Below are 21131 nucleotides of genomic sequence, written 5' to 3'. Positions count from 1 at the left end.
CTGCATGAACGCAAAACGCTTGCTCTGCCTGACTGGTGCTGCACTGGCTTTCACTTGCCTGGCGCCCTCTGCCTTCGCTCAAAGCAACCTGCCGGAAACCGTGCGGGTTCCAGATGGCTTCAAAGTCAGCATGGAAACCACCGGTGTCGGCGAAATCACTTACGAGTGCCGCGCCAAAGCCAATGCTGCCGAAGGCATGGAATGGGCATTCGTGGGTCCTAAAGCCGTGCTCAATGATCGCAGCGGCAAGCAAGTCGGCACTTACTACGGCCCGCCTGCTACCTGGGAAGCCAAAGACGGTTCGAAAGTGACCGGTACTCAGCTCGCCGTGGCCCCATCCAGCGCTGGCAACCTGCCGTATCAGTTGGTCAAAGCCAACCCGGCTGACGGCAAAGGCGCAATGACCGGCGTTGCTTACATTCAGCGCACCGCGCTCAAAGGCGGCGTGGCGCCAGCCAAAGCCTGTGCCGAGAGCAATAAAGGCGCGAAAGAAATCGTTAAATACCAGGCCGACTATATCTTCTGGTCTGCCAAGTAATTAGCGCGAGCCTGCGCAGGAACTGGTCTATGCTCCTGCGCGGGTGCTCCGATTCAAATCGGGGTAGAAGTACTCTGTAAACGGCGTATTGAATTGTCCTCCCACGAATCCCTGTTTGATTACGAAGCTGCACTGGATGCCTGCGCCCGAGGCGAACGGCAGGCGCTTGAGCGGCTGTATGCTCAGGAAAGCCCTCGTCTGCTCGGTGTTGCGCAACGCCTGGTGCATGACAGCGCATTGGCGCAGGACATCGTGCACGACGCTTTTATCAAGGTCTGGACCGGGGCGGCAAGCTTCGACAAGACCCGGGGTTCGGCCCGTGGCTGGATATTCAGCATCACCCGAAATCTGGCGTTGAACGCCATTCGCAACAATGCCCGTGAGGTGCAGAGCGAAGATGAAGACGAGCACGGTGAAGCCCAGGCAACCCTGGAAGGCTGGAACGAAACGGTGGACAGTTTTGACTGGCGGGTGAATCCGGGGCGGATCGACTTCTGTCTGGAGCAGCTTGAACCGGTGCGTCGCAACTGCGTGTTCCACGCGTACGTGGACGGCTATTCACATCAAGAGATTGCGCAAAAAATCGGCGCGCCGCTGGGCACTGTCAAAGCCTGGATCAAGCGCAGCCTGAATGCATTACGGGAGTGCATCGGATGAGCAACAGCTCGGGCACTGAACCCCAAAAACCGCTGAACGAGTTGGCGGGCGAATATGTGCTGGGCACCTTGTCTGCCCAGCAACGCATGGAAGTAGAGCGTCGGCTGCCCAACGAACCCGCCTTGCGGGCTGCGGTCGACGCCTGGGAAGAACGTCTGCTACCGCTGACAAACATGGTTGAACCGCAAAGTCCGCCAGCGCATCTGTGGGCGCGCATCGAGCGCAGCCTGGATGATCTGCTTGCGCCGCAGAAAACCATCAAGCGTGATGTGCAGAGCTGGTGGAACAACCTGTCGATCTGGCGTGGTCTGGCCGGTGCCGGGCTGGCGGCGTCATTGGTGCTGGGCATGACGCTGCTCACCCAGTCCCGCTCAACACCGTCGCCGTCCTATCTGGTGGTGCTGGTCGCGCCGCAGGACAAAGCACCGGGCTGGGTGATTCAGACCAGCAACTCCACAGACATCCAGCTCATCCCCCTGAGCGTTACCGAAGTCCCCGCCGACAAGGCGCTGGAGTTCTGGACCAAGGGTGATGACTGGCAAGGCCCGGTGTCTCTAGGGCTGGTCAAGCCAGGGCAGACCCTGCAAGTGCCACTGGATAAACTGCCGCCGTTGCAGCCTAACCAGCTGTTCGAGCTAACGCTGGAACAGGCCACCGGCTCGCCGATTGGCAAACCTACCGGGCCGATACAGTTCATCGGGCGCGCGGTGAAGGTCATCTGACCCAAATCGCGCACCAATTTGTTACCGAGCGCCCCAATACGAAGCGAGTCGTAACGGATTCCGTCGGCTTGGTCTTCGGGCTTCTTCCTGATCGCTGATCCTTCTGGGCTACTGTCACGGCACCTCGTCAACCCGCTTCCGCACTCGCGCTCTTCCGCCTTCTGGACATGAATATAACCTTCTGAATTCAAAGATTTTTCTGTAGGAGCAAGCTTGCTCGCGATCACGTCAGATCAGTTGCTAAAACATCGACTGACACGACGCTATCGCGAGCAAGCTCGCTCCTACAGGGTCGTGTTATCAGCGGCATTACGATGGATTTCAAGAGTTGGTATTTCAATTGCATATGCTTGTACATACAAGTAAAGCCAAGTGCATTGAACTGATCGCTGAGGACTTCTTTCGTGACCGAGAATAACCAACACTGGACCCGCTACCGTGACGTCGAAGTTCGCGCTGCTCGCGGTACCACCCTGACCGCCAAGAGCTGGATGACCGAAGCGCCGTTGCGCATGCTGATGAACAACCTTGACCCGGAAGTGGCCGAGAACCCGAAAGAACTGGTGGTGTACGGTGGCATCGGTCGCGCAGCGCGCAACTGGGAGTGCTACGACAAGATCGTCGAAAGCCTGACCAACCTGAATGATGACGAAACCCTGCTGGTTCAGTCCGGCAAACCGGTCGGCGTGTTCAAGACTCACAGCAACGCGCCTCGCGTGTTGATCGCCAACTCCAACCTGGTGCCGCATTGGGCGAGTTGGGAGCACTTCAACGAACTGGATGCCAAGGGCCTGGCCATGTACGGCCAGATGACTGCAGGCAGCTGGATCTACATCGGCAGCCAAGGCATCGTCCAAGGCACTTACGAAACCTTCGTCGAAGCCGGTCGTCAGCATTACAACGGCAGCCTCAAAGGCAAGTGGGTATTGACCGCAGGCCTGGGCGGCATGGGTGGCGCACAACCACTGGCTGCCGGTATGGCCGGGGCCAGCTCGCTGAACATCGAATGCCAGCAAAGCCGCATCGATTTCCGCCTCAAGACACGTTACGTCGATGAACAGGCTACCGATCTCGACGACGCCCTGGCGCGCATTGCCAAATACACCGCCGAAGGCAAAGCAATCTCTATCGCCTTGTGCGGCAACGCCGCAGAAATTCTGCCGGAAATGGTTCGTCGCGGTGTACGCCCGGACATGGTCACCGACCAGACCAGCGCCCACGACCCACTCAACGGTTACCTGCCAAAGGGCTGGACCTGGGACGAATACCGCGCTCGCTCTTTGACCGAACCGGCAGCAGTGGTCAAAGCCGCCAAGCAGTCCATGGCTGAACACGTCGAGGCGATGCTGGCCTTCCAGAAGATGGGGATTCCGACGTTCGACTACGGCAACAACATTCGTCAGATGGCCAAGGAAGAAGGCGTAGCCAATGCGTTCGACTTCCCGGGTTTTGTCCCGGCCTACATTCGTCCGTTGTTCTGCCGTGGCGTAGGGCCTTTCCGCTGGGCCGCGCTGTCGGGCGATCCGGAAGACATCTACAAGACCGACGCCAAGGTCAAAGAGCTGATCCCGGACGATGCGCACCTGCACAACTGGCTGAACATGGCCCGCGAGCGCATTGCCTTTCAGGGCTTGCCAGCACGTATCTGCTGGGTTGGCCTGGGTCAGCGCGCCAAACTCGGCCTGGCGTTCAACGAAATGGTCCGCAGCGGTGAGTTGTCGGCACCAGTTGTGATCGGTCGTGATCATCTGGACTCCGGCTCGGTCTCCAGCCCGAACCGTGAGACAGAATCCATGCAGGATGGCTCCGATGCCGTATCCGACTGGCCACTGCTCAACGCCTTGCTCAATACCGCCAGCGGCGCGACCTGGGTTTCGCTGCACCACGGCGGAGGTGTCGGTATGGGCTTCTCGCAGCATTCGGGCATGGTGATCGTGTGTGACGGTAAAGACGAAGCAGCCGAGCGCATCGCCCGCGTCCTGCACAACGACCCGGCCACGGGCGTGATGCGCCATGCGGATGCGGGTTATCAGATCGCGATCGATTGCGCGAATGAGAAGGGCTTGAACCTGCCGATGGTGGGGAATTAAGGCTAGGGTGTGCCAACGATGCAATTGAATTGAAATGCATTTCTGTGGGAGCGAATTCATTCGCGAAAGCGGTGTGTCAGGCGACGATACCTTTTTCAGGTAGGGCCTCTTCGCGAATGAATTCGCTCCCACAGGATCTGCATTCAGTGTCCGAGCGCGCAGTGTTAGTGAACTGACCACCCCAAAGGACCGTCAAGTGTCCTGCAATCAGGCTTCTGGCCTTTTGATCTGGAAACTGCCACATCCATTCGCGAGGAGCGTCACGCAATGAAAACCAAGAAGGCTCTGCTGTCCACGTTGATTTCACTGGGTTTGCTCACCGGCGCTGGCGCGAGTCAGGCAGCGGGTTGGTGTGAATCCGGCAAGCCGGTGAAGTTCGCCGGTCTCAACTGGGAAAGCGCAATGTTGCTGACCGACGTGTTGCAGGTAGTCCTGAACAAGGGTTATGGCTGTGAAGTCGACAGCCTGCCGGGCAATTCCATCACCATGGAAAATGCCCTGAGCACCAACGATATTCAGGTGTTTGCCGAAGAGTGGGTCGGTCGCAGCGAAGTGTGGAACAAGGCTGAGAAAGCCGGGAAAGTCGTCGGTGTCGGCAGCCCGGTCAAAGGTGCCGTCGAAGGCTGGTACGTGCCACGCTATGTGATCGAAGGTGATGCCAAGCGCAAGCTGGAAGCCAAGGCTCCGGACCTGAAGTCCATCAGCGATCTGGCCAAATACTCGACGCTGTTCAAGGATGCTGAAGAACCTGCCAAAGGCCGTTTCTACAACTGCCCGGCTGGCTGGACCTGCGAGCTGGAAAACAGCGAAATGCTGAAAAGCTACGGCCTGGAAGACAAGTACACCAATTTCCGCCCAGGCACTGGCCCGGCGCTGGATGCGGCGATTTTGTCCAGCTACAAACGTGGCGAGCCGATCCTGGCTTACTACTGGTCGCCGACGCCTTTGATGGGTCAAGTAGACATGGTGCGCCTGGAAGAGAAGGATGGCGTTAACAAGACCATCGAGATCAAGGTCGGCCTGTCCAAGACCTTCCACGAGCAGGCGCCTGAGTTGGTGTCGGTCATGGAAAAGGTCAACATCCCGATCGATCTGCTCAACCAGAACCTGGCCCGCATGACCAAAGACCGTATCGAATCGCCGAAACTGGCGAAGATCTTCCTCAAGGAACACCCTGAAGTCTGGCATGCCTGGGTGAGTGAAGAAGCGGCTAAAAAGGTGGATGCTTCGTTGTAACGCAATCCCCTGTAGGAGCTGCCGAAGGCTGCGAAGCGATGTACCTGATGCACCGTCTTCGCAGCCTTCGGCAGCTCCTACAGAATTGAATTCCAGTTCAGAGAGCACCTTATGTTCCCCGAAAGCTTCACATTCTCCATCGCCAATCTGGTCAACGACTGGGTTGATGCGCTGGTGACCAATTACGGCGATGTGTTCCGACAGATCTCCGACACGCTGCTGTGGGCCATCGTCAACCTGGAAGGCCTGCTGCGCATGGCGCCGTGGTGGTTGATGCTGGCAATCGTCGGCGGCATCGCCTGGCACGCCACGCGCAAGATTACGACCACTGCCGTCATTGTCGGCCTGCTGTTCCTCGTGGGCGCAGTCGGGCTGTGGGACAAGCTGATGCAGACCCTGGCGCTGATGCTGGTCGCCACGCTGATTTCGGTGATCATCGGCATCCCGTTGGGCATTCTTTCGGCGCGCAGCAATCGCCTGCGTTCGGTGCTGATGCCCTTGCTGGACATCATGCAAACCATGCCCAGCTTCGTTTACCTGATCCCGGTATTGATGCTGTTCGGCCTGGGCAAGGTCCCGGCGATTTTTGCCACGGTTATCTACGCCGCGCCGCCGCTGATTCGCCTTACCGATCTGGGCATTCGCCAAGTGGACGGCGAAGTCATGGAAGCGATCAATGCGTTCGGTGCAAACCGTTGGCAGCAATTGTTCGGCGTGCAACTGCCGCTGGCGCTGCCGAGCATCATGGCCGGGATCAACCAGACCACGATGATGGCCCTGTCGATGGTGGTTATCGCCTCGATGATCGGCGCTCGCGGCCTTGGCGAAGACGTGTTGGTGGGCATTCAGACCCTGAACGTCGGACGCGGACTGGAAGCCGGGCTGGCTATCGTGATTCTCGCAGTGGTCATCGACCGCATCACCCAGGCATACGGCCGACCACGGCATGAGGCGAACAAATGACTACCGAGCAGCCCAACAAAATCGTAGTCCGCAACGTGTTCAAGATTTTCGGCAACCGTCCTAAAGACGCGCTGGAAATGGTCAGGCAGAACAACAGCAAGGATGACGTGCTGGCAAAAACCGGCTGCGTGGTCGGCGTGAATGACCTGTCGCTGTCCATCGGCAGCGGTGAAATCTTCGTGATCATGGGCCTGTCCGGCTCGGGCAAGTCTACGCTGGTGCGCCACTTCAACCGGCTGATCGACCCCACCAGCGGTGAAATCCTGGTCGATGGCGAAGACATCCTGCAGTACGACATGGAAGCCTTGCGCCAATTTCGTCGCAAGAAAATCAGCATGGTGTTCCAGAGCTTTGGCCTGCTGCCGCACAAGACCGTGCAGGACAATGTCGCCTACGGCCTGAAAGTACGTGGTGAGAGCAAAGAGTACTGCATCGAACGCGCCCGGCACTGGATCAGTACCGTGGGCCTGCAGGGCTACGAAAACAAATACCCGCATCAGCTTTCCGGCGGCATGCGTCAACGGGTGGGGCTGGCACGCGCATTGGCGGCAGACACTGACATCATCCTGATGGACGAAGCATTCAGCGCGCTCGATCCGTTGATTCGCGCGGAAATGCAGGACCAGTTACTGGAGCTGCAAAGCAGCCTGAAGAAGACCATCGTGTTCATCACCCATGACCTCGACGAAGCCGTGCGCATCGGTAATCGCATTGCGATTCTCAAGGACGGACAGTTGATCCAGGTGGGCACTCCGAAAGAAATCCTCTACTCCCCCGCCGACGAATACGTTGATCGTTTCGTGCAGCGGCGCGCAGTGACTGTGTAAGGAAGCGTGCAGATGTCGCCCGTCGAACAAGTGGTGATTGGTGAAGGTCCGGTCCGTTGGCAGGACGTGGTTGCAGTCGCTCGCCGAGGTGCGCAACTGGCGCTCTCGGCCAGCGCCTGGGCGCGGATCGACAACGCTCAAGCCATCGTCGAACGCATCGTCGCCAGCGGCGAGCGTGCTTATGGCGTGAACACCGGGCTGGGCGCGCTGTGCAATATTTCACTGCAAGGCGAACAACTGAGCCAGCTGTCACGCAATACCCTGCTGAGCCACGCGTGCGGTGTCGGTGTAGCGCTGTCAGACGAGCAAACCCGTTCGATCATCTGCGCGGCAATCATCAATTACAGCCAGGGCAAATCCGGGCTGCACCGGCAAGTCGTCGAGGCGCTGCTGAACCTGCTCAACCGCAACATCACACCGTACGTGCCGTCCCAAGGCTCAGTGGGTTATCTGACCCACATGGCGCATATCGGCATTGCCTTGCTGGGCGTGGGCGATGTGAGTTATCGCGGCCATGTCATTCCAGCGCAGCAAGCGCTGGATGCCGAGGGCTTGAGCCCGGTCATACTCGGTGCGAAAGACGGATTGTGCCTGGTCAACGGTACGCCATGCATGACCGGCCTGAGTTGTCTGGCGATTGCCGACGCGCAACGTTTGACACAGTGGGCGGATGTGATCGGCGCCATGAGCTTTGAAGCACTTGGCGGCCAGATCAATGCCTTCGATGCCGAGATCATCGCGCTCAAGCCGCATCCGGGCATGCAAATCGTCGGCAGCAACCTGCGTGGTTTGCTGGATGGCAGTGAGGTGGTGGTCAACAGCCGTGGCATACGGACTCAGGACGCGCTGAGCGTTCGCTCGATCCCGCAAGTGCATGGCGCGACCCGCGATCAGTTGGTACACGCAACCCGGCAGATTGAAATCGAGCTGAACTCGGCGACGGACAACCCGCTGGTGTTAGGGACGCCTGAGTCTTATCGCGTGGTGTCGCAAGCCAATCCCCACGGTCAGTCTGTGGCGATGGCGGCGGATCTGCTGGCGATTGCTGTCGCTGAACTGGGCTCGATTGCCGAGCGACGTCTGGATCGCCTGATCAACCCGACTATCAGCAACCTGCCGGCGTTTCTGGTCAGTCAGCCTGGGGTCAACTCGGGGATGATGATTGTTCAATACGTCGCGGCGTCCTTATGCGCAGAAAACCGCCAACTGGCGCAACCGGCAGTGACCGACAACTTTGTCACCTCGGGTTTGCAGGAAGACCACTTGAGCATGGGCACCAACGCCGCGCTGAAACTGCACAAGGTGCTGGATAACACCACTCAGATCCTGGCCATCGAGTATTTGCTCGCGGCACAGGCCTTCGAGTTTTTGAAGCTTCAGCGCTTTGGCGTCGGTACCGATGCCGCGTGGCGTGTGCTGCGCGAAGAAGTCCCGCCCTACGACGAAGACCGCTGGCTGGCCCCGGATATTGCCAGCAGCGCCAAGGTGCTCAGAAGCGAGGCGTTGCTGGAAAGGGTATTTCGCCAGTGCCGGTCGATGACCATTGATTCAGCTCGGGCCGAGCAAGGTGCTGTGAAAGTACTCGATCCTGTGGGAGCGGCCGGGGTGGCGCTCCACCTTGCTCGCGATAAACGATAACTCTGCGTGTTATCTAACTGCGTCTCATGCATCGCGGGCAAGCACCGCTCCCACAAGGGAATGCGATCTCATGTGGGAGCGGTGCTTGCCCGCGATACAGGCGCCTCGATCTGAAGTAAACCGGGTTAAGCCTCCCATAAGAATGTGTTCCCACAGGAAAGTCAGTGCTTACAAACGTATAGACATCCATGACACCGGATGTCAGCCAGGCGACACCCGACCGGCCAATGATTTGGCCGACGCGACCCAGCGGGTATCCTTGCGCGCCTGAGTACCTGGCAGTTCGCTGGAAAGAAACCGGATTGGATTGAAATGACGTCACAGCAAGGTTTGAAACGCGGGCTTTCGGCCCGACACATTCGCTTCATGGCACTGGGATCAGCCATTGGCACCGGCCTGTTCTACGGCTCGGCCTCGGCGATCCAGATGGCTGGCCCGGCCGTTTTGCTGGCTTACCTGATCGGTGGCGCAGCCGTTTTCATGGTCATGCGCGCCTTGGGTGAAATGGCCGTGCATAACCCTGTCTCCGGCTCATTTGGCGAATACGCGAGCACCTATCTGGGCCCAATGGCAGGCTTCGTGCTCGGCTGGACCTATGCCTTTGAAATGATCATTGTCTGCATCGCCGACGTCACCGCGTTCGGGATCTACATGGGCTTCTGGTTCCCGGAAGTCCCGCGCTGGATCTGGGTGCTGGGCATTGTCTTCCTGATCGGCGCGCTGAACCTGTGCAACGTCAAAGTCTTCGGCGAGACCGAGTTCTGGCTGTCACTACTCAAAGTCGGCGCCATTGTCGCGATGATCGTCGCCGGGCTTGGCCTGCTGCTGTTCGGCGTCAACCTGTCGGGCAGCGGCGAGACGGTATCCAGCATCAGCAACCTGTGGAGCCATGGCGGCTTCATGCCCAATGGCATTGGCGGTTTGATCGCCTGCTTTGCGGTGGTGATGTTCGCCTTTGGCGGCATCGAAATCATCGGCATTACCGCGGGCGAAGCCAAAGACCCGCAACGCACCATCCCACAGGCCATCAACTCGGTGCCGCTGCGTATTCTGCTGTTCTACGTGCTGACCTTGTTCGTGCTGATGTCGCTGTTCCCGTGGTCGCAAATCACCAAGGCCAATAGCCCGTTTGTACAGATTTTCTCTAGCCTCGGCCTGCCATGGGCGGCTGCGCTGCTTAACGTGGTGGTGATTTCCGCTGCCGTGTCGGCGATCAACAGCGACGTGTTCGGCGCCGGCCGCATCATGTATGGCCTGGCGCAACAGGGTCAGGCACCGGCGGCGTTCTCACAACTGTCTAAACAGGGCGTGCCGTGGATGACCGTGCTGGTGATGGGTGTCGCGCTGCTGATCGGCGTTCTGCTGAACTACCTGATCCCGGAAAACGTGTTCATGGTCATCGCCTCCATCGCGACCTTCGCCACCGTGTGGGTCTGGTTGATGATCCTGCTGACCCAGGTCGCCATGCGCCGCAAGATGAGCCACGAAGAAGCCGAACAGCTGCAATTCCCGGTTCCGTTCTGGCCCTACGCCCCCGCCGCGGCTATCGCCTTCATGCTGTTTATCTTCGGCGTGCTGGGCTATTTCCCGGACAACCGTATCGCGCTGATCGTTGGCGCAGGCTGGGTTGTGCTGTTGATCGCGGCCTACTTCGTGTGGGTCAAACGCCCTGAACATTCGCCTCCCACCCATCGGTAACCCAGGAGACTCGACATGAAAACGCTCTGGAAACACTGTCACGTAGCAAGCATGGCTCACGGCAAGTACTCGATCATCGAGCATGCCGCCATCGTGACGTCCGGAGCGTTGATCGAGTGGATTGGGCCTGAAGCGGCGCTCGCTGAAGCGACTTACGACAGTGTCATCGACTTGAACGGCGCGTGGGTCACGCCGGGACTGATCGACTGCCACACCCATACCGTTTTCGGCGGCAACCGCAGCGGTGAGTTTGAACAGCGTCTGCAAGGCGTAAGTTATGCCGAAATCGCCGCTGCCGGTGGCGGCATTGCCAGTACCGTGCGCGCCACTCGCGCAGCCAGTGAGGACGAGTTGTACGCCAGCGCCGAGCGCCGCCTGCGGCATTTGCTCAAGGATGGCGTCACCACGGTTGAAATGAAATCCGGCTACGGCCTGGACCTGGCCAGTGAGCGCAAGCTGCTGCGGGTCATCCGCCAACTGGGCAACACGCTGCCCGTGACGGTGCGCAGCACCTGTCTGGCCGCCCATGCCCTGCCCCCGGAATACGCCGACCGCGCCGACGATTACATCAATCACGTCTGTAGCGAAATGCTGCCTGCATTGGCCGAGGAGGGTTTGGTCGATGCGGTGGACGCGTTTTGTGAGTATCTGGCGTTCTCCCCGGCGCAAGTCGAGCAGGTTTTCATCACCGCCGGGCAATTGGGCTTACCGGTGAAACTGCATGCCGAGCAGCTTTCGCCGCTGGCGGGTTCAAGTCTGGCGGCGCGCTACAAGGCGTTGTCGGCGGATCATCTGGAGTTCATGACCGAGGCCGACGCCATCGCCATGGGCGCGTCTGGAACCGTAGCGGTGCTGCTGCCAGGGGCTTATTACTTCCTGCGCGAAACCCAATTGCCGCCGATGGATGCGCTGCGCAAACATGGCGTGGATATCGCCATCGCCACCGATCTCAACCCCGGCACATCGCCCGCGTTGTCGTTGCGCTTGATGCTGAACATGGCCTGCACACTGTTCCGCATGACACCCGAAGAAGCTCTTGCCGGGGTCACGATCAACGCGGCAAAAGCCCTCGGCATGGGCGAAACCCATGGCTCGCTGGAGGCCGGCAAAGTCGCTGACTTCGTCGCCTGGAACATCGAACGCCCTGCTGACCTGGCGTACTGGCTGGGCGGAGACCTGGATAAACGCATCGTCCGTCATGGTGTTGAATCGGTGAACCTGTAGCCGGGTTTTCTGTTGGAGCGAGGCTTGCCCGCGAAAAACGATTACGCAGTTAGCCTGATACACCTGGTCGGCTGCTTCGCGGGCAAGCCTCGCTCCAACAGATCCCGGGTGCTGCGCGACAAAGCGTTGTCAGTGACACAGGGGCGGCGCTTACATCATCAGGTTCATATTTGAAAAGGAGATATTCATGGACAACGTTCTGAAATTTTCTCGCGGCCGGGTGCCGCTGCTGATCAGCATGCCCCACGCCGGGTTGCGCCTGACGCCTGCGGTCGAGGCGGGTCTGGTGGATGAAGCGCTGAGCCTGCCAGACACCGACTGGCACATCCCGCATCTTTACGATTTCGCCGCAGAGCTGGGTGCCAGCACCTTGGCGGCCGAGTATTCGCGTTTTGTGATCGACCTGAATCGTCCCTCGGATGACAAACCGCTGTATGCCGGGGCGACGACAGGGTTGTTCCCCTCGATCCTGTTCGACGGTGTGCCGCTGTTCAAAGACGGTCTGGCACCGAGCGCTGAAGAGCGGGCGACTTATCTGAAGCAGATCTGGACGCCGTACCACCAGACGCTTGAGCAAGAGCTGGCGCGCCTGCGAGATGAATTCGGCTATGCCCTGTTGTTTGATGCCCACTCGATTCGCGGACACATCCCACATCTGTTCGAAGGCCGCTTGCCGGACTTCAACCTGGGCACCTTCAACGGCGCCAGCTGCGATGATGAGTTAGCCAAGCTTCTGGAAGCCACCTGCGCTAAAGCCGGAGATTACAGCCACGTACTGAACGGTCGCTTCAAAGGCGGCCACATCACCCGCCACTACGGTGACCCGGCCAACAACATCCACGCCGTACAACTGGAACTGGTGCAGGCGACGTACATGGACGAGTTCGTGCCGTTCCACTATCGGCCAGATCTGGCCGAGCCGACGCGGGCGGTGTTGAGGCAACTGGTTGAAGAGATGATTAAGTGGGGGCAGGAAAAGCACGGCAGATAGGAGGACATAGAACCCTGTGGGAGCGAATTCATTCGCGAAGAGGTCGGTACATTCAATAGAAATCTATCGTCTGCACAGCCGCTTTCGCGAATGAATTCGCTCCCACAGGTTCTGCGTATGCATCCTGAATTGACAACTTAGCCAGTTACTTCTTCAACAACCGCAACCCATTGAACACCACCAACAAGCTCACGCCCATGTCAGCGAACACCGCCATCCACATGGTTGCCATACCTGCAAAAGTCATCGCAAGGAAGATCGCTTTGATGAACAATGCAAGGAAGATGTTTTGCTTGAGCACCGCCGAAGTCTTGCGCGACAGCTGAATAAATGCCGGGATCTTGCGCAGATCGTCGTCCATCAGAGCGACATCTGCTGTCTCAATCGCTGTATCCGTACCCGCCGCAGCCATGGCGAAACCAATCTCGGAGCGCGCCAACGCGGGTGCGTCGTTAATGCCGTCGCCGACCATGCCGACGCGATGCCCTTTGGCATACAACGCTTCGATAGCCTCCAGCTTGTCGCCGGGCATCAGGTTGCCCTGAGCTGAATCAATGCCCACCTGCTCGGCAATCGCCTTGGCGGTGTGCGGGTTGTCGCCGGTGAGCATCAGGGTTTTGACGCCCAGATCATGCAGTTGCTGGATCGCTTCGCAGCTGGTCTCCTTGACCGTATCGGCCACCGCAAACAACGCCAACGGACCTGATTTATCCAGAAGCAGCACAACGCTTTTGCCCTGCTGCTCCAGCGCATCCAGTTGCGCTTCCAACTGGGGTGAGCAAAGACCCAATTCTTCTACCAGACGATGGTTACCCAAGTGGTAAAGCTCGCCATTGATCTCGCCGCGCACGCCGCGCCCGGCCAACGCTTCGAACGCGGTGACTTCATGGGCGTTAACGTTGTGCTCGGCCGCCTTGGCAATCGCTTGGGAAACCGGGTGATCAGAGCGCCCCGCCAGACTCGCCGCCACACCGGCAACCAGATCCGCAGCGGTGGACTCAAGCAACACGAAATCGGTCTGCACCGGCTTGCCGTGGGTAATTGTGCCGGTCTTGTCCAGGGCCAGGTAATCAAGCTTGTGGCCCATTTCCAGGTACACGCCGCCCTTGATCAAAATGCCTCTGCGCGCCGCAGCCGCCAGCCCGCTGACAATGGTCACCGGCGTGGAGATCACCAGCGCACAAGGGCAGGCTACAACCAACAAGACCAGCGCACGGTAGATCCAGTCGAACCAGGCCGCGCCCATGAACAGCGGCGGGATGATTGCCACGGCGAGGGCGAAGATGAACACTGCCGGGGTGTAGATGCGCGAGAAGCTGTCAACGAAACGCTGAGTCGGCGCCCGAGAACCCTGAGCCGCCTCCACCGCATGAATGATCCGCGCCAGCGTCGAGTTATTCGCCGCCGCAGTGACGCGATATTCGAGCGAGCCGGACTGGTTAATGGTCCCGGCAAAGACTTTATCGCCGATGGTTTTCTCAATCGGCAGGCTTTCACCGGTAATCGGCGCCTGATCAATCGTCGAATTACCTGCTACCACCTCGCCATCCAAAGCAACGCGCTCACCCGGCTTAACCCGGACGATGGCGCCTAATTCGATGTTTTTCGCTTCCAGTTCCAGCCATTGACCGTCCGCCTGCTTCACCGTCGCCAATTCCGGCGTCAACTGCATCAAGCCGCTGATGGCATTGCGCGCGCGGTCCAGGGACTTGGCTTCAATCAGCTCAGCAACCGTGAACAGGAACATCACCATCGCGGCTTCAGGCCATTGCCCAATCAACACCGCACCGGTCACGGCGATGCTCATCAACGCATTGATGTTCAGGTTGAGGTTCTTGAGCGCGATCCAGCCTTTTTTGTAAGTACCCAGCCCGCCGCTGAGGATGGAAACCAGAGCCACAATGGCCACGACCCAATCCGACGCGAATGAACCGAAGTGGATGACTTCAGCGGCCAGCGCGGTGACGCCAGACAGCGCCAGTGGCCACCAGGCTTTTTTCACGACTGGAGCAGGGGTTGCCTCTGCCCCCTCTTCAACCGGTTCGGCCTGCATGCCCAGTGAAGCAATGGCATCCCGAATGGGATCAGTGGACGGCAGTTCATGCCAGACGCCAAGCATACGATTGATCAGGTTGAACTCAAGCTTTTGCACGCCCGCCAGTTTGCCCAGCTTGTTCTGGATGAGCGTCTGCTCCGTAGGGCAATCCATTTGCTCGATACGGAATGTGCTCAGTTGTGCGCCGGATGCAGGCGCATCGGTGAATGAAACCACCGCAGGTGCAGCCTTCGACGAACAGCAGCTGTGCGCGTGTGCGGCATGATCGTGGTTTTTAGCCTGATGATCGTGCTGTGAATGGACGTGCTCTGCGTGCTCGTGCTTGCCTTGAACGGGGGTCAACTGGCTCATGGTCCGGTCCTTTAACGTGCTTGTTGCCAAGTGAACACCCTGTAGCCACTATAGGGTCAAGCACTGAAACAGGATCGACGACGATGAAGATTGGCGAGCTGGCAAAACTGACTGATGCGCAGGTGGAAACCATCCGTTACTACGAGCGCGAGGGGCTGCTCCCGGCACCGGCGCGTAGTGATGGCAATTATCGGCTGTACACTCAGGCCCACGTAGAACGGCTGACGTTCATTCGTAACTGCCGCAGCCTGGACATGACCCTCGAAGAAATCCGCAGCCTGCTCAACTTGCGCGACAGCCCGCAAGATCAGTGCGTGAGTGTCAATGCGCTGATTGATGAACACATCCAGCACGTCAACGACCGTATCGCCAGCCTGCAAGCCTTGCAGACACAGCTACTGGACCTGCGCCAACGCTGCAGCGACGGCGCCCCGGATCATTGCGGGATTCTGGATCGACTGGAAATCAGCGGTAGCGTGGTGACCGCTGATGTGGAGCATTCACATGTGGGCAGGAGTCATGGGCATTAATGCGATAGAACGGCCTGACACATTCCCTGTGGGAGCAGAGCTTGCTCGCGATGCAGATTACTCGGTATGTCTGATACACCGAGGTGCCTGAATCGCGGGCAAGCACCGCTCCCACATAAAAGCATCAAAGCAATGTTCTAAACCGCCATCGGCGCAGTCATCGCCGGGTGATGCTCGTAACCTTCCAGCGAGAAGTCTGAAGGCTCGATCTGCTCCAGCCATTCCGGTTGATACACACCGGTCTTGGCAAACTCCGGCACACGATCGGAAATCACCAGTTTAGGCATCGGATACGGCTCGCGCTTGAGCTGCTCGTTGAGCATGTCCAGGTGGTTTTCGTAGACATGGGCGTCGCCGATGAAATACGTGAACCAGCGCGGCGTGTAGCCCGTCAGACGGCCGATCAGGCTCAACAGCGCCGCGCCCTCAGTCAGATTGAACGGCGTGCCGAGTCCCAGATCGTTGGAGCGGATGTACAGCGTCAGGGAGATTTCTTTGGTTTCTTGATTCGGGTGGAACTGATACAGCAGGTGGCAAGGCGGCAAAGCCATCTCGTCCAGCTGCGCGCAGTTCCAGCCGTGGAACAGAATACGACGGCTGCCCGGGTCCTTGATGATGGTGTCGACACACTGGCGAATCTGATCGATGGCCTTGTACAGGACCACGTAAGGCTGACCGTCTTCTTCGGACTGGGCGATCTGCTGGTAGCCCTGGCTGATCGCGAGTTCGATGGCTTTCGGATTGTTCAGGTCAATGCGCTTGTAGGCGGGCCACTTGCGCCATTGCACGCCGTAGATTTCGCCCAGATCGTCTTCGCCCTTGCGGAACGGGTTGTCCAGCCATTGAGCGTTTTCGTTGGCGTTCTGGTCCCAGACCTTGCAGCCCAGCTCGCGAAACTCAGCCGCATTGTTCACGCCGCGCAGGAAGCCAACCATTTCGCCGATGGCCGACTTGAAGGCCATCCGCCGGGTAGTAATCGCCGGGAAGCCTTCCTTGAGGTCGTAACGCAGCATCGCGCCGGGAAAACTGATGGTTTTCACACCGGTGCGGTTGGCCTGCAACGTGCCGTTCTTGATGACGTGGGCGACCAGATCCAGATATTGCTTCATAAATTACCTGCTTCGGTGAATCCGCCGGGCAGGCTCGCCCGGCGTTTCGGTGTTAGACCGCCGCGTTCTTGCCAGCGGGGGCGCGGTTGTAAGCCAGCCAGATCAGGACAGCACCGGCGATGATCATCGGCAGGCTGAGGATCTGCCCCATGGTGACCCAGCCCCACGCCAGATAACCCAATTGCGCGTCGGGCATGCGTACGAACTCTACGATGAACCGGAACAGCCCGTAGAACAGGGCGAACATGCCGGAAATAGCCATCGTCGGACGAGGCTTGCGAGAAAACAGCCAGAGGATGATGAACAGCGCGACACCTTCAAGTGCGAACTGATACAGCTGCGAAGGATGACGCGGCAATTGCGCCGGATCGCTGAATGGCGGGAAGACCATTGCCCACGGCAAATCGGTCGGCTTGCCCCACAGCTCGGCATTGATGAAGTTGCCGATACGACCGGCCCCCAGACCAATCGGCACCATGGGTGCGACGAAATCCATGAGTTCGAAGAACGACTTGCCATTGCGGCGGCCGAACCACCACGCCGCGATCATCACGCCGACGAAACCGCCGTGGAACGCCATGCCGCCCTTCCAGACTTCGAAGATCAACAGTGGATTGGCGATATACGCGGGCAGATCGTAGAACAACACATAGCCCAGCCGCCCACCGACGATCACGCCCATGGCCAGCCAGAAAATCATGTCGGAGAGCTTTTCTTTGGTCCAGGTCGGATCAAAGCTGTTCAAGCGTCGCGATGCCAGCAGCCACGCGCCGCCGATACCGACCAGGTACATCAAACCGTACCAGTGTATTTGCAGCGGGCCGATGGCCACCGCCACCGGGTCAATCTGCGGGTAAGGCAGCATTGCAACTCCTTAAATGGGAACGCTCTCGCGAGCACTTAACCAGACACACTAAAGCAGGAAACATAAACCCGCGCTGAACAGCTATTTAGCGGGCATGACGAAAAGAGACCGGCATGTTACCGGAGCAACGCCCGACGCTCTAGCGGCGTGCGATGGATGCTAGCTTCATGTATGGGTAGAGTGGCTGAAAAAGGAGTACTGCATGTGTCTGATCGTGTTCGCCTGGCGCCCTTCTCACGCACAGCCGCTGATCGTTGCGGCCAATCGTGACGAGTTCTACGCTCGCCCGACTCAACCCCTCACGCAGTGGGCCGATGCACCGCACGTCTATGCAGGCCGTGACCTTGAAGCGGGCGGAACCTGGCTTGGCGTCACCGCAGACGGGCGTTTTGCGGCACTGACCAATATTCGCAACCCAGGCTTGCCACTGGGACATCGCTCGCGAGGCGAACTGGTTGCTCAATTTTTGACCAGCGATATTCCGATTGAAGATTATCTTGCCGAGGTAGCCAACAGGTCGGATGAATACGGAGGCTTCAATCTGCTGGTGGGCGATCGTGAGCATTTGTACTACCTCGACGGCTCAAACCCGGAGGCACGCCTGCTCGATGAAGGCGTTTATGGTCTGTCCAACGCAGGGCTCGACACGCCCTGGCCAAAAGTTCAGAAGGCCAAAGCTGCACTGAGCACCCAACTGGGTGATCCGAATCCACTGGCACTCATGGCCTTATTGAGCGACCCGACCACTGCACCAACCGCCGAGCTGCCTGATACGGGCGTCAGTCTGGAGACCGAAAAGCTGCTGTCGAGCCTGTTCATCGCCAGCCCAAACTACGACACCCGGGCCAGCACTGTGCTGATCGTCAATGCTGATGGCAGCCAACACTTCATCGAGCACAATTTTGGGCCGTACGGCGGACGATTGGGTGAGGTGGAGCTGCAGATTTAATTCAGCTCTTCAGTTGGAATCCGATCTCTTGTGGGAGCGGTGCTTGCCCGCGATGCAGATTACTCGGTATGTCTGGATACACCGAGGCGTCTGAATCGCGGGCAAGCACCGCTCCCACAGGGGAAAGCATTTCAAGCCAGGTACTAATGCACTTAGCTTGATCGTCAATGCTGACGGCAGCCAACACTTCGTCGAATACAGTTTTGGGCCGTATGGCGGGAGATTGGGTGAGGTGGAGCTGCAGATTTAATTCAGCTCTTCAGTTGGAATCCGATCTCTTGTGGGAGCGGTGCTTGCCCGCGATGCAGATTACTCGGTATGTCTGGATACACCGAGGCGCCTGAATCGCGGGCAAGCACCGCTCCCACAGGAAGAAAGCATTTCAAGCCAAGGATTAATGCCCTTTCACAGACCCCGGATTGATCATCCGCGACAGCCCGAGGTTTTTCAGCGCCAGTTGCAGCGAGCTACTGATGACTTGCGGGTTGTCGTTGGTCATCAACTGGGCGAGCAATTCCTTGGCCTTGCTCAGATGGATCTGACGCAGCATCCACTTCACTTTCGGCAAGTTGGTGGCGTTCATCGACAGACTGTCGAAGCCCATCGCCATCAACAGCACCGCAGCAGCGGGATCCCCCGCCATTTCGCCACAGATACTCACCGGTTTGCCTTCGGCATGCGCATCACGCACCACGTTCTGCAGGGCTTGCAGCACGGCCGGGTGCAGGTAGTCGTAGAGATCGGCAACCCGCGGGTTGTTGCGGTCCACGGCCAGCAGGTATTGAGTCAGGTCGTTGGAGCCCACCGACAGGAAGTCCACCTGACGCGCCAGATCGCGGGTCTGATAGACAGCAGCCGGTACTTCAATCATCACGCCCACTGGCGGCATCGGTACATCAGTGCCTTCGTCGCGCACTTCGCCCCACGCCCGGTGGATCAGGTGCAAAGCCTCCTCTACCTCGTGGGTGCTGGAAATCATCGGCAGCAGAATCCGCAGGTTGTTCAAGCCTTCACTGGCCTTGAGCATGGCGCGGGTCTGCACCAGGAAGATCTCCGGGTGGTCGAGGGTGACGCGAATACCGCGCCAGCCCAAAAACGGGTTCTCTTCCTTGATCGGGAAGTAAGACAGAGCTTTGTCGCCACCGATATCAAGGCTGCGCATGGTGACTGGAAGCGGGTGGAAGGCCGCCAGTTGCTCGCGATAAATCGCCAGCTGTTCTTTCTCGCTCGGAAAACGCTGCTGGATCATGAACGGCACTTCAGTGCGATACAGACCCACACCTTCCGCGCCGCGCTGTTGGGCGCGAGCCACGTCAGCCAGCAAACCGGTGTTGACCCACAGCGGCATGCGATGGCCGTCCAGTGTTACGCAAGGCAGCTCGCGCAGCGCGTCCAGCCCTTGAGACAGCTGGCGCTCTTCTTCAACGACCTTGGCGAACTGCTTGCGCATGGCATCGCTGGGGTTGGTGAAGACTTCACCGTGGTAGCCGTCGACGATCAGTTCGATGCCGTCGACCTTGGAATAAGGCAGGTCGACCACGCCCATGACCGTGGGAATACCCATGGCTCGGGCCAGGATCGCTACGTGGGAGTTGCCGGAGCCGAGTACCGAAATCAGACCAGCCAGCTTGCCTTCCGGAACTTCGCCCAGCATGGCGGCTGTCAGCTCTTCACTGACAAGGATAGTGTTGTCCGGATACACCAGCGTCTGTTGCCGCGCCTCTTGCAAGTACGCGAGCAAGCGACGGCCCAGGTCTTTGACATCAGAGGCACGCTCGCGCAGATAGGCGTCGTCCATCAATTCGAAACGTTTGACGTGCTCGTTGACCACCGAGCGCAATGCGCCCTGAGCCCACTGACCGGACTTGATGACATTGGTCACTTCGCTGCCCAGCGAGGCGTCGTCGAGCATCATCAGATAGACGTCAAACAGCGCTCTCTCTTCGGGGCGCAGTTGGTTCGCAAGTTTGGCAGACAGTGCGCGCATGTCGCTGCGCACGCCCTCCAGAGCCGTCTGAAACAACGCCAGCTCAGCCGCGATATCAGTGACCGTCTTGTCAGGCACCACTTCCAAGTCGGCGGGCGGCAACATGACCACCGCAACGCCCACCGCAGCACCGGGTGAACCGGCTACGCCAACGAATTTGGCTTCCTGGATACCTTTGCCCTGACGCCCCAGACCACGGATCGAGCCAGTGGCTTCAGCGTGGGCGATAACCCCGGCAAGCTGCGCGCTCATGGTCACGAGGAAGGCTTCTTCACCTTCATCGAACTGACGACGCTCCTTTTGCTGGATAACCAGTACACCCACCACACGACGATGGTGAATGATCGGCGCGCCCAGAAACGACGCATAGCGCTCTTCGCCGGTTTCAGCAAAGTAGCGATAACGCGGGTGATCAGCGGCGTTTTCGAGGTTCAACGGTTCTTCACGGGTACCGACGAGGCCAACCAGACCTTCGTTCGGCGCCATGCTGACTTTGCCAATGGAGCGCTTGTTCAAGCCCTCCGTGGCCATCAGCACGAAGCGATTACTTTCGGGATCGAGCAAATAGACCGAGCAGACTTGGCTGCCCATGGCCTCTTTGACGCGTAACACAATAATCCCCAACGCCGCCTTGAGATCCTTGGCGGAGTTAACTTCCTGGACGATCTTGCGCAGCGTATTGAGCATGGCTCGGGGTCGA

17 protein-coding genes and 1 pseudogene are annotated in these 21131 nt (G+C 58.8%); 14 read left to right on the top strand and 4 right to left on the bottom strand.

Annotation, left to right across the window (positions count from 1 at the left end; all coding sequences use genetic code 11):
• Positions 1-4: 4 nt before the first annotated feature.
• The 11 genes from EE949_RS09675 (at position 5) to hutG (ending at position 12584) form a co-directional block, all read left to right on the top strand.
• A complete protein-coding gene (locus EE949_RS09675) occupies positions 5-538 on the top strand; it encodes a DUF3455 domain-containing protein (RefSeq protein WP_122664071.1) in 534 nt (177 codons plus the stop codon).
• A 93-nt stretch (positions 539-631) separates the two neighbouring features.
• Complete coding sequence (locus tag EE949_RS09670) at positions 632-1195, top strand: sigma-70 family RNA polymerase sigma factor (protein WP_122664070.1); 564 nt, start codon at positions 632-634, stop codon at positions 1193-1195.
• A complete protein-coding gene (locus EE949_RS09665) occupies positions 1192-1917 on the top strand; it encodes an anti-sigma factor (protein WP_122664069.1) in 726 nt (241 codons plus the stop codon). Before EE949_RS09670 ends, EE949_RS09665 begins: the two co-directional genes overlap by 4 nt.
• Before the next feature lie 404 nt (positions 1918-2321).
• Entirely contained in the window at positions 2322-4007 is a 1686-nt protein-coding gene (gene hutU / locus EE949_RS09660) for a urocanate hydratase (RefSeq protein WP_122664068.1), read from the top strand.
• 267 nt (positions 4008-4274) lie between these two features.
• Positions 4275-5243: an ABC transporter substrate-binding protein gene (locus tag EE949_RS09655; RefSeq protein WP_122664067.1), complete on the top strand. Its 969-nt coding sequence runs from the start codon at positions 4275-4277 to the stop codon at positions 5241-5243.
• A gap of 111 nt (positions 5244-5354) precedes the next feature.
• The gene (locus EE949_RS09650) at positions 5355-6206 is read left to right on the top strand and encodes an ABC transporter permease (protein ID WP_027898503.1); all 852 of its coding nucleotides are present in this window, start codon (positions 5355-5357) and stop codon (positions 6204-6206) included.
• Positions 6203-7033, top strand: a complete 831-nt coding sequence (locus tag EE949_RS09645; protein ID WP_122664066.1) for a quaternary amine ABC transporter ATP-binding protein — start codon at positions 6203-6205, stop codon at positions 7031-7033. The genes EE949_RS09650 and EE949_RS09645 overlap by 4 nt, the downstream gene beginning before the upstream one ends.
• Before the next feature lie 12 nt (positions 7034-7045).
• Positions 7046-8671, top strand: coding sequence for a histidine ammonia-lyase (gene hutH, locus EE949_RS09640; protein WP_122664065.1), 1626 nt, complete (start codon positions 7046-7048; stop codon positions 8669-8671).
• Between the two features lie 312 nt (positions 8672-8983).
• Complete coding sequence (locus EE949_RS09635) at positions 8984-10369, top strand: amino acid permease (RefSeq protein WP_122664064.1); 1386 nt, start codon at positions 8984-8986, stop codon at positions 10367-10369.
• Positions 10370-10384: 15 nt separating this feature from the next.
• Positions 10385-11593 (top strand): imidazolonepropionase, encoded by a 1209-nt coding sequence (hutI, locus tag EE949_RS09630; protein ID WP_122664063.1) that lies wholly within the window; start codon positions 10385-10387, stop codon positions 11591-11593.
• Between the two features lie 187 nt (positions 11594-11780).
• On the top strand, positions 11781-12584 hold the full coding sequence (gene hutG / locus EE949_RS09625; protein WP_122664062.1) for an N-formylglutamate deformylase: 804 nt from the start codon (positions 11781-11783) through the stop codon (positions 12582-12584).
• 145 nt (positions 12585-12729) lie between these two features.
• On the opposite strand, the gene EE949_RS09620 is transcribed toward hutG, so the two are convergent.
• Complete coding sequence (locus tag EE949_RS09620; protein ID WP_122664061.1) at positions 12730-14991, bottom strand: heavy metal translocating P-type ATPase; 2262 nt, start codon at positions 14989-14991, stop codon at positions 12730-12732.
• An 83-nt stretch (positions 14992-15074) separates the two neighbouring features.
• Between EE949_RS09620 and cadR the strand changes: the two genes are divergently transcribed.
• Entirely contained in the window at positions 15075-15521 is a 447-nt protein-coding gene (cadR, locus tag EE949_RS09615) for a Cd(II)/Pb(II)-responsive transcriptional regulator (RefSeq protein ID WP_122664060.1), read from the top strand.
• A gap of 137 nt (positions 15522-15658) precedes the next feature.
• Here cadR and EE949_RS09610 read toward each other — a convergent pair whose 3' ends face one another.
• Both EE949_RS09610 and lgt read right to left on the bottom strand, forming a co-directional pair.
• The gene (locus EE949_RS09610; RefSeq protein ID WP_122664059.1) at positions 15659-16630 is read right to left on the bottom strand and encodes a thymidylate synthase; all 972 of its coding nucleotides are present in this window, start codon (positions 16628-16630) and stop codon (positions 15659-15661) included.
• 52 nt (positions 16631-16682) lie between these two features.
• Positions 16683-17495 (bottom strand): prolipoprotein diacylglyceryl transferase, encoded by an 813-nt coding sequence (gene lgt, locus EE949_RS09605; protein ID WP_122664058.1) that lies wholly within the window; start codon positions 17493-17495, stop codon positions 16683-16685.
• Between the two features lie 202 nt (positions 17496-17697).
• Between lgt and EE949_RS09600 the strand changes: the two genes are divergently transcribed.
• Positions 17698-18444: an NRDE family protein gene (locus EE949_RS09600; RefSeq protein WP_122664057.1), complete on the top strand. Its 747-nt coding sequence runs from the start codon at positions 17698-17700 to the stop codon at positions 18442-18444.
• A 139-nt stretch (positions 18445-18583) separates the two neighbouring features.
• Positions 18584-18694, top strand: a pseudogene (locus EE949_RS30210) (NRDE family protein); the annotation flags it as partial.
• A gap of 144 nt (positions 18695-18838) precedes the next feature.
• Here the strand turns inward: EE949_RS30210 and ptsP are convergent.
• Positions 18839-21118 (bottom strand): phosphoenolpyruvate--protein phosphotransferase, encoded by a 2280-nt coding sequence (ptsP, locus tag EE949_RS09595; RefSeq protein ID WP_122664056.1) that lies wholly within the window; start codon positions 21116-21118, stop codon positions 18839-18841.
• Positions 21119-21131: the final 13 nt, after the last annotated feature.

The organism is Pseudomonas viridiflava (assembly GCF_900602065.1).
Lineage (GTDB): Bacteria > Pseudomonadota > Gammaproteobacteria > Pseudomonadales > Pseudomonadaceae > Aquipseudomonas.
Note: the sequence above shows the minus strand (reverse complement) of the source record. Positions and strands in the feature narration are given on the sequence as shown.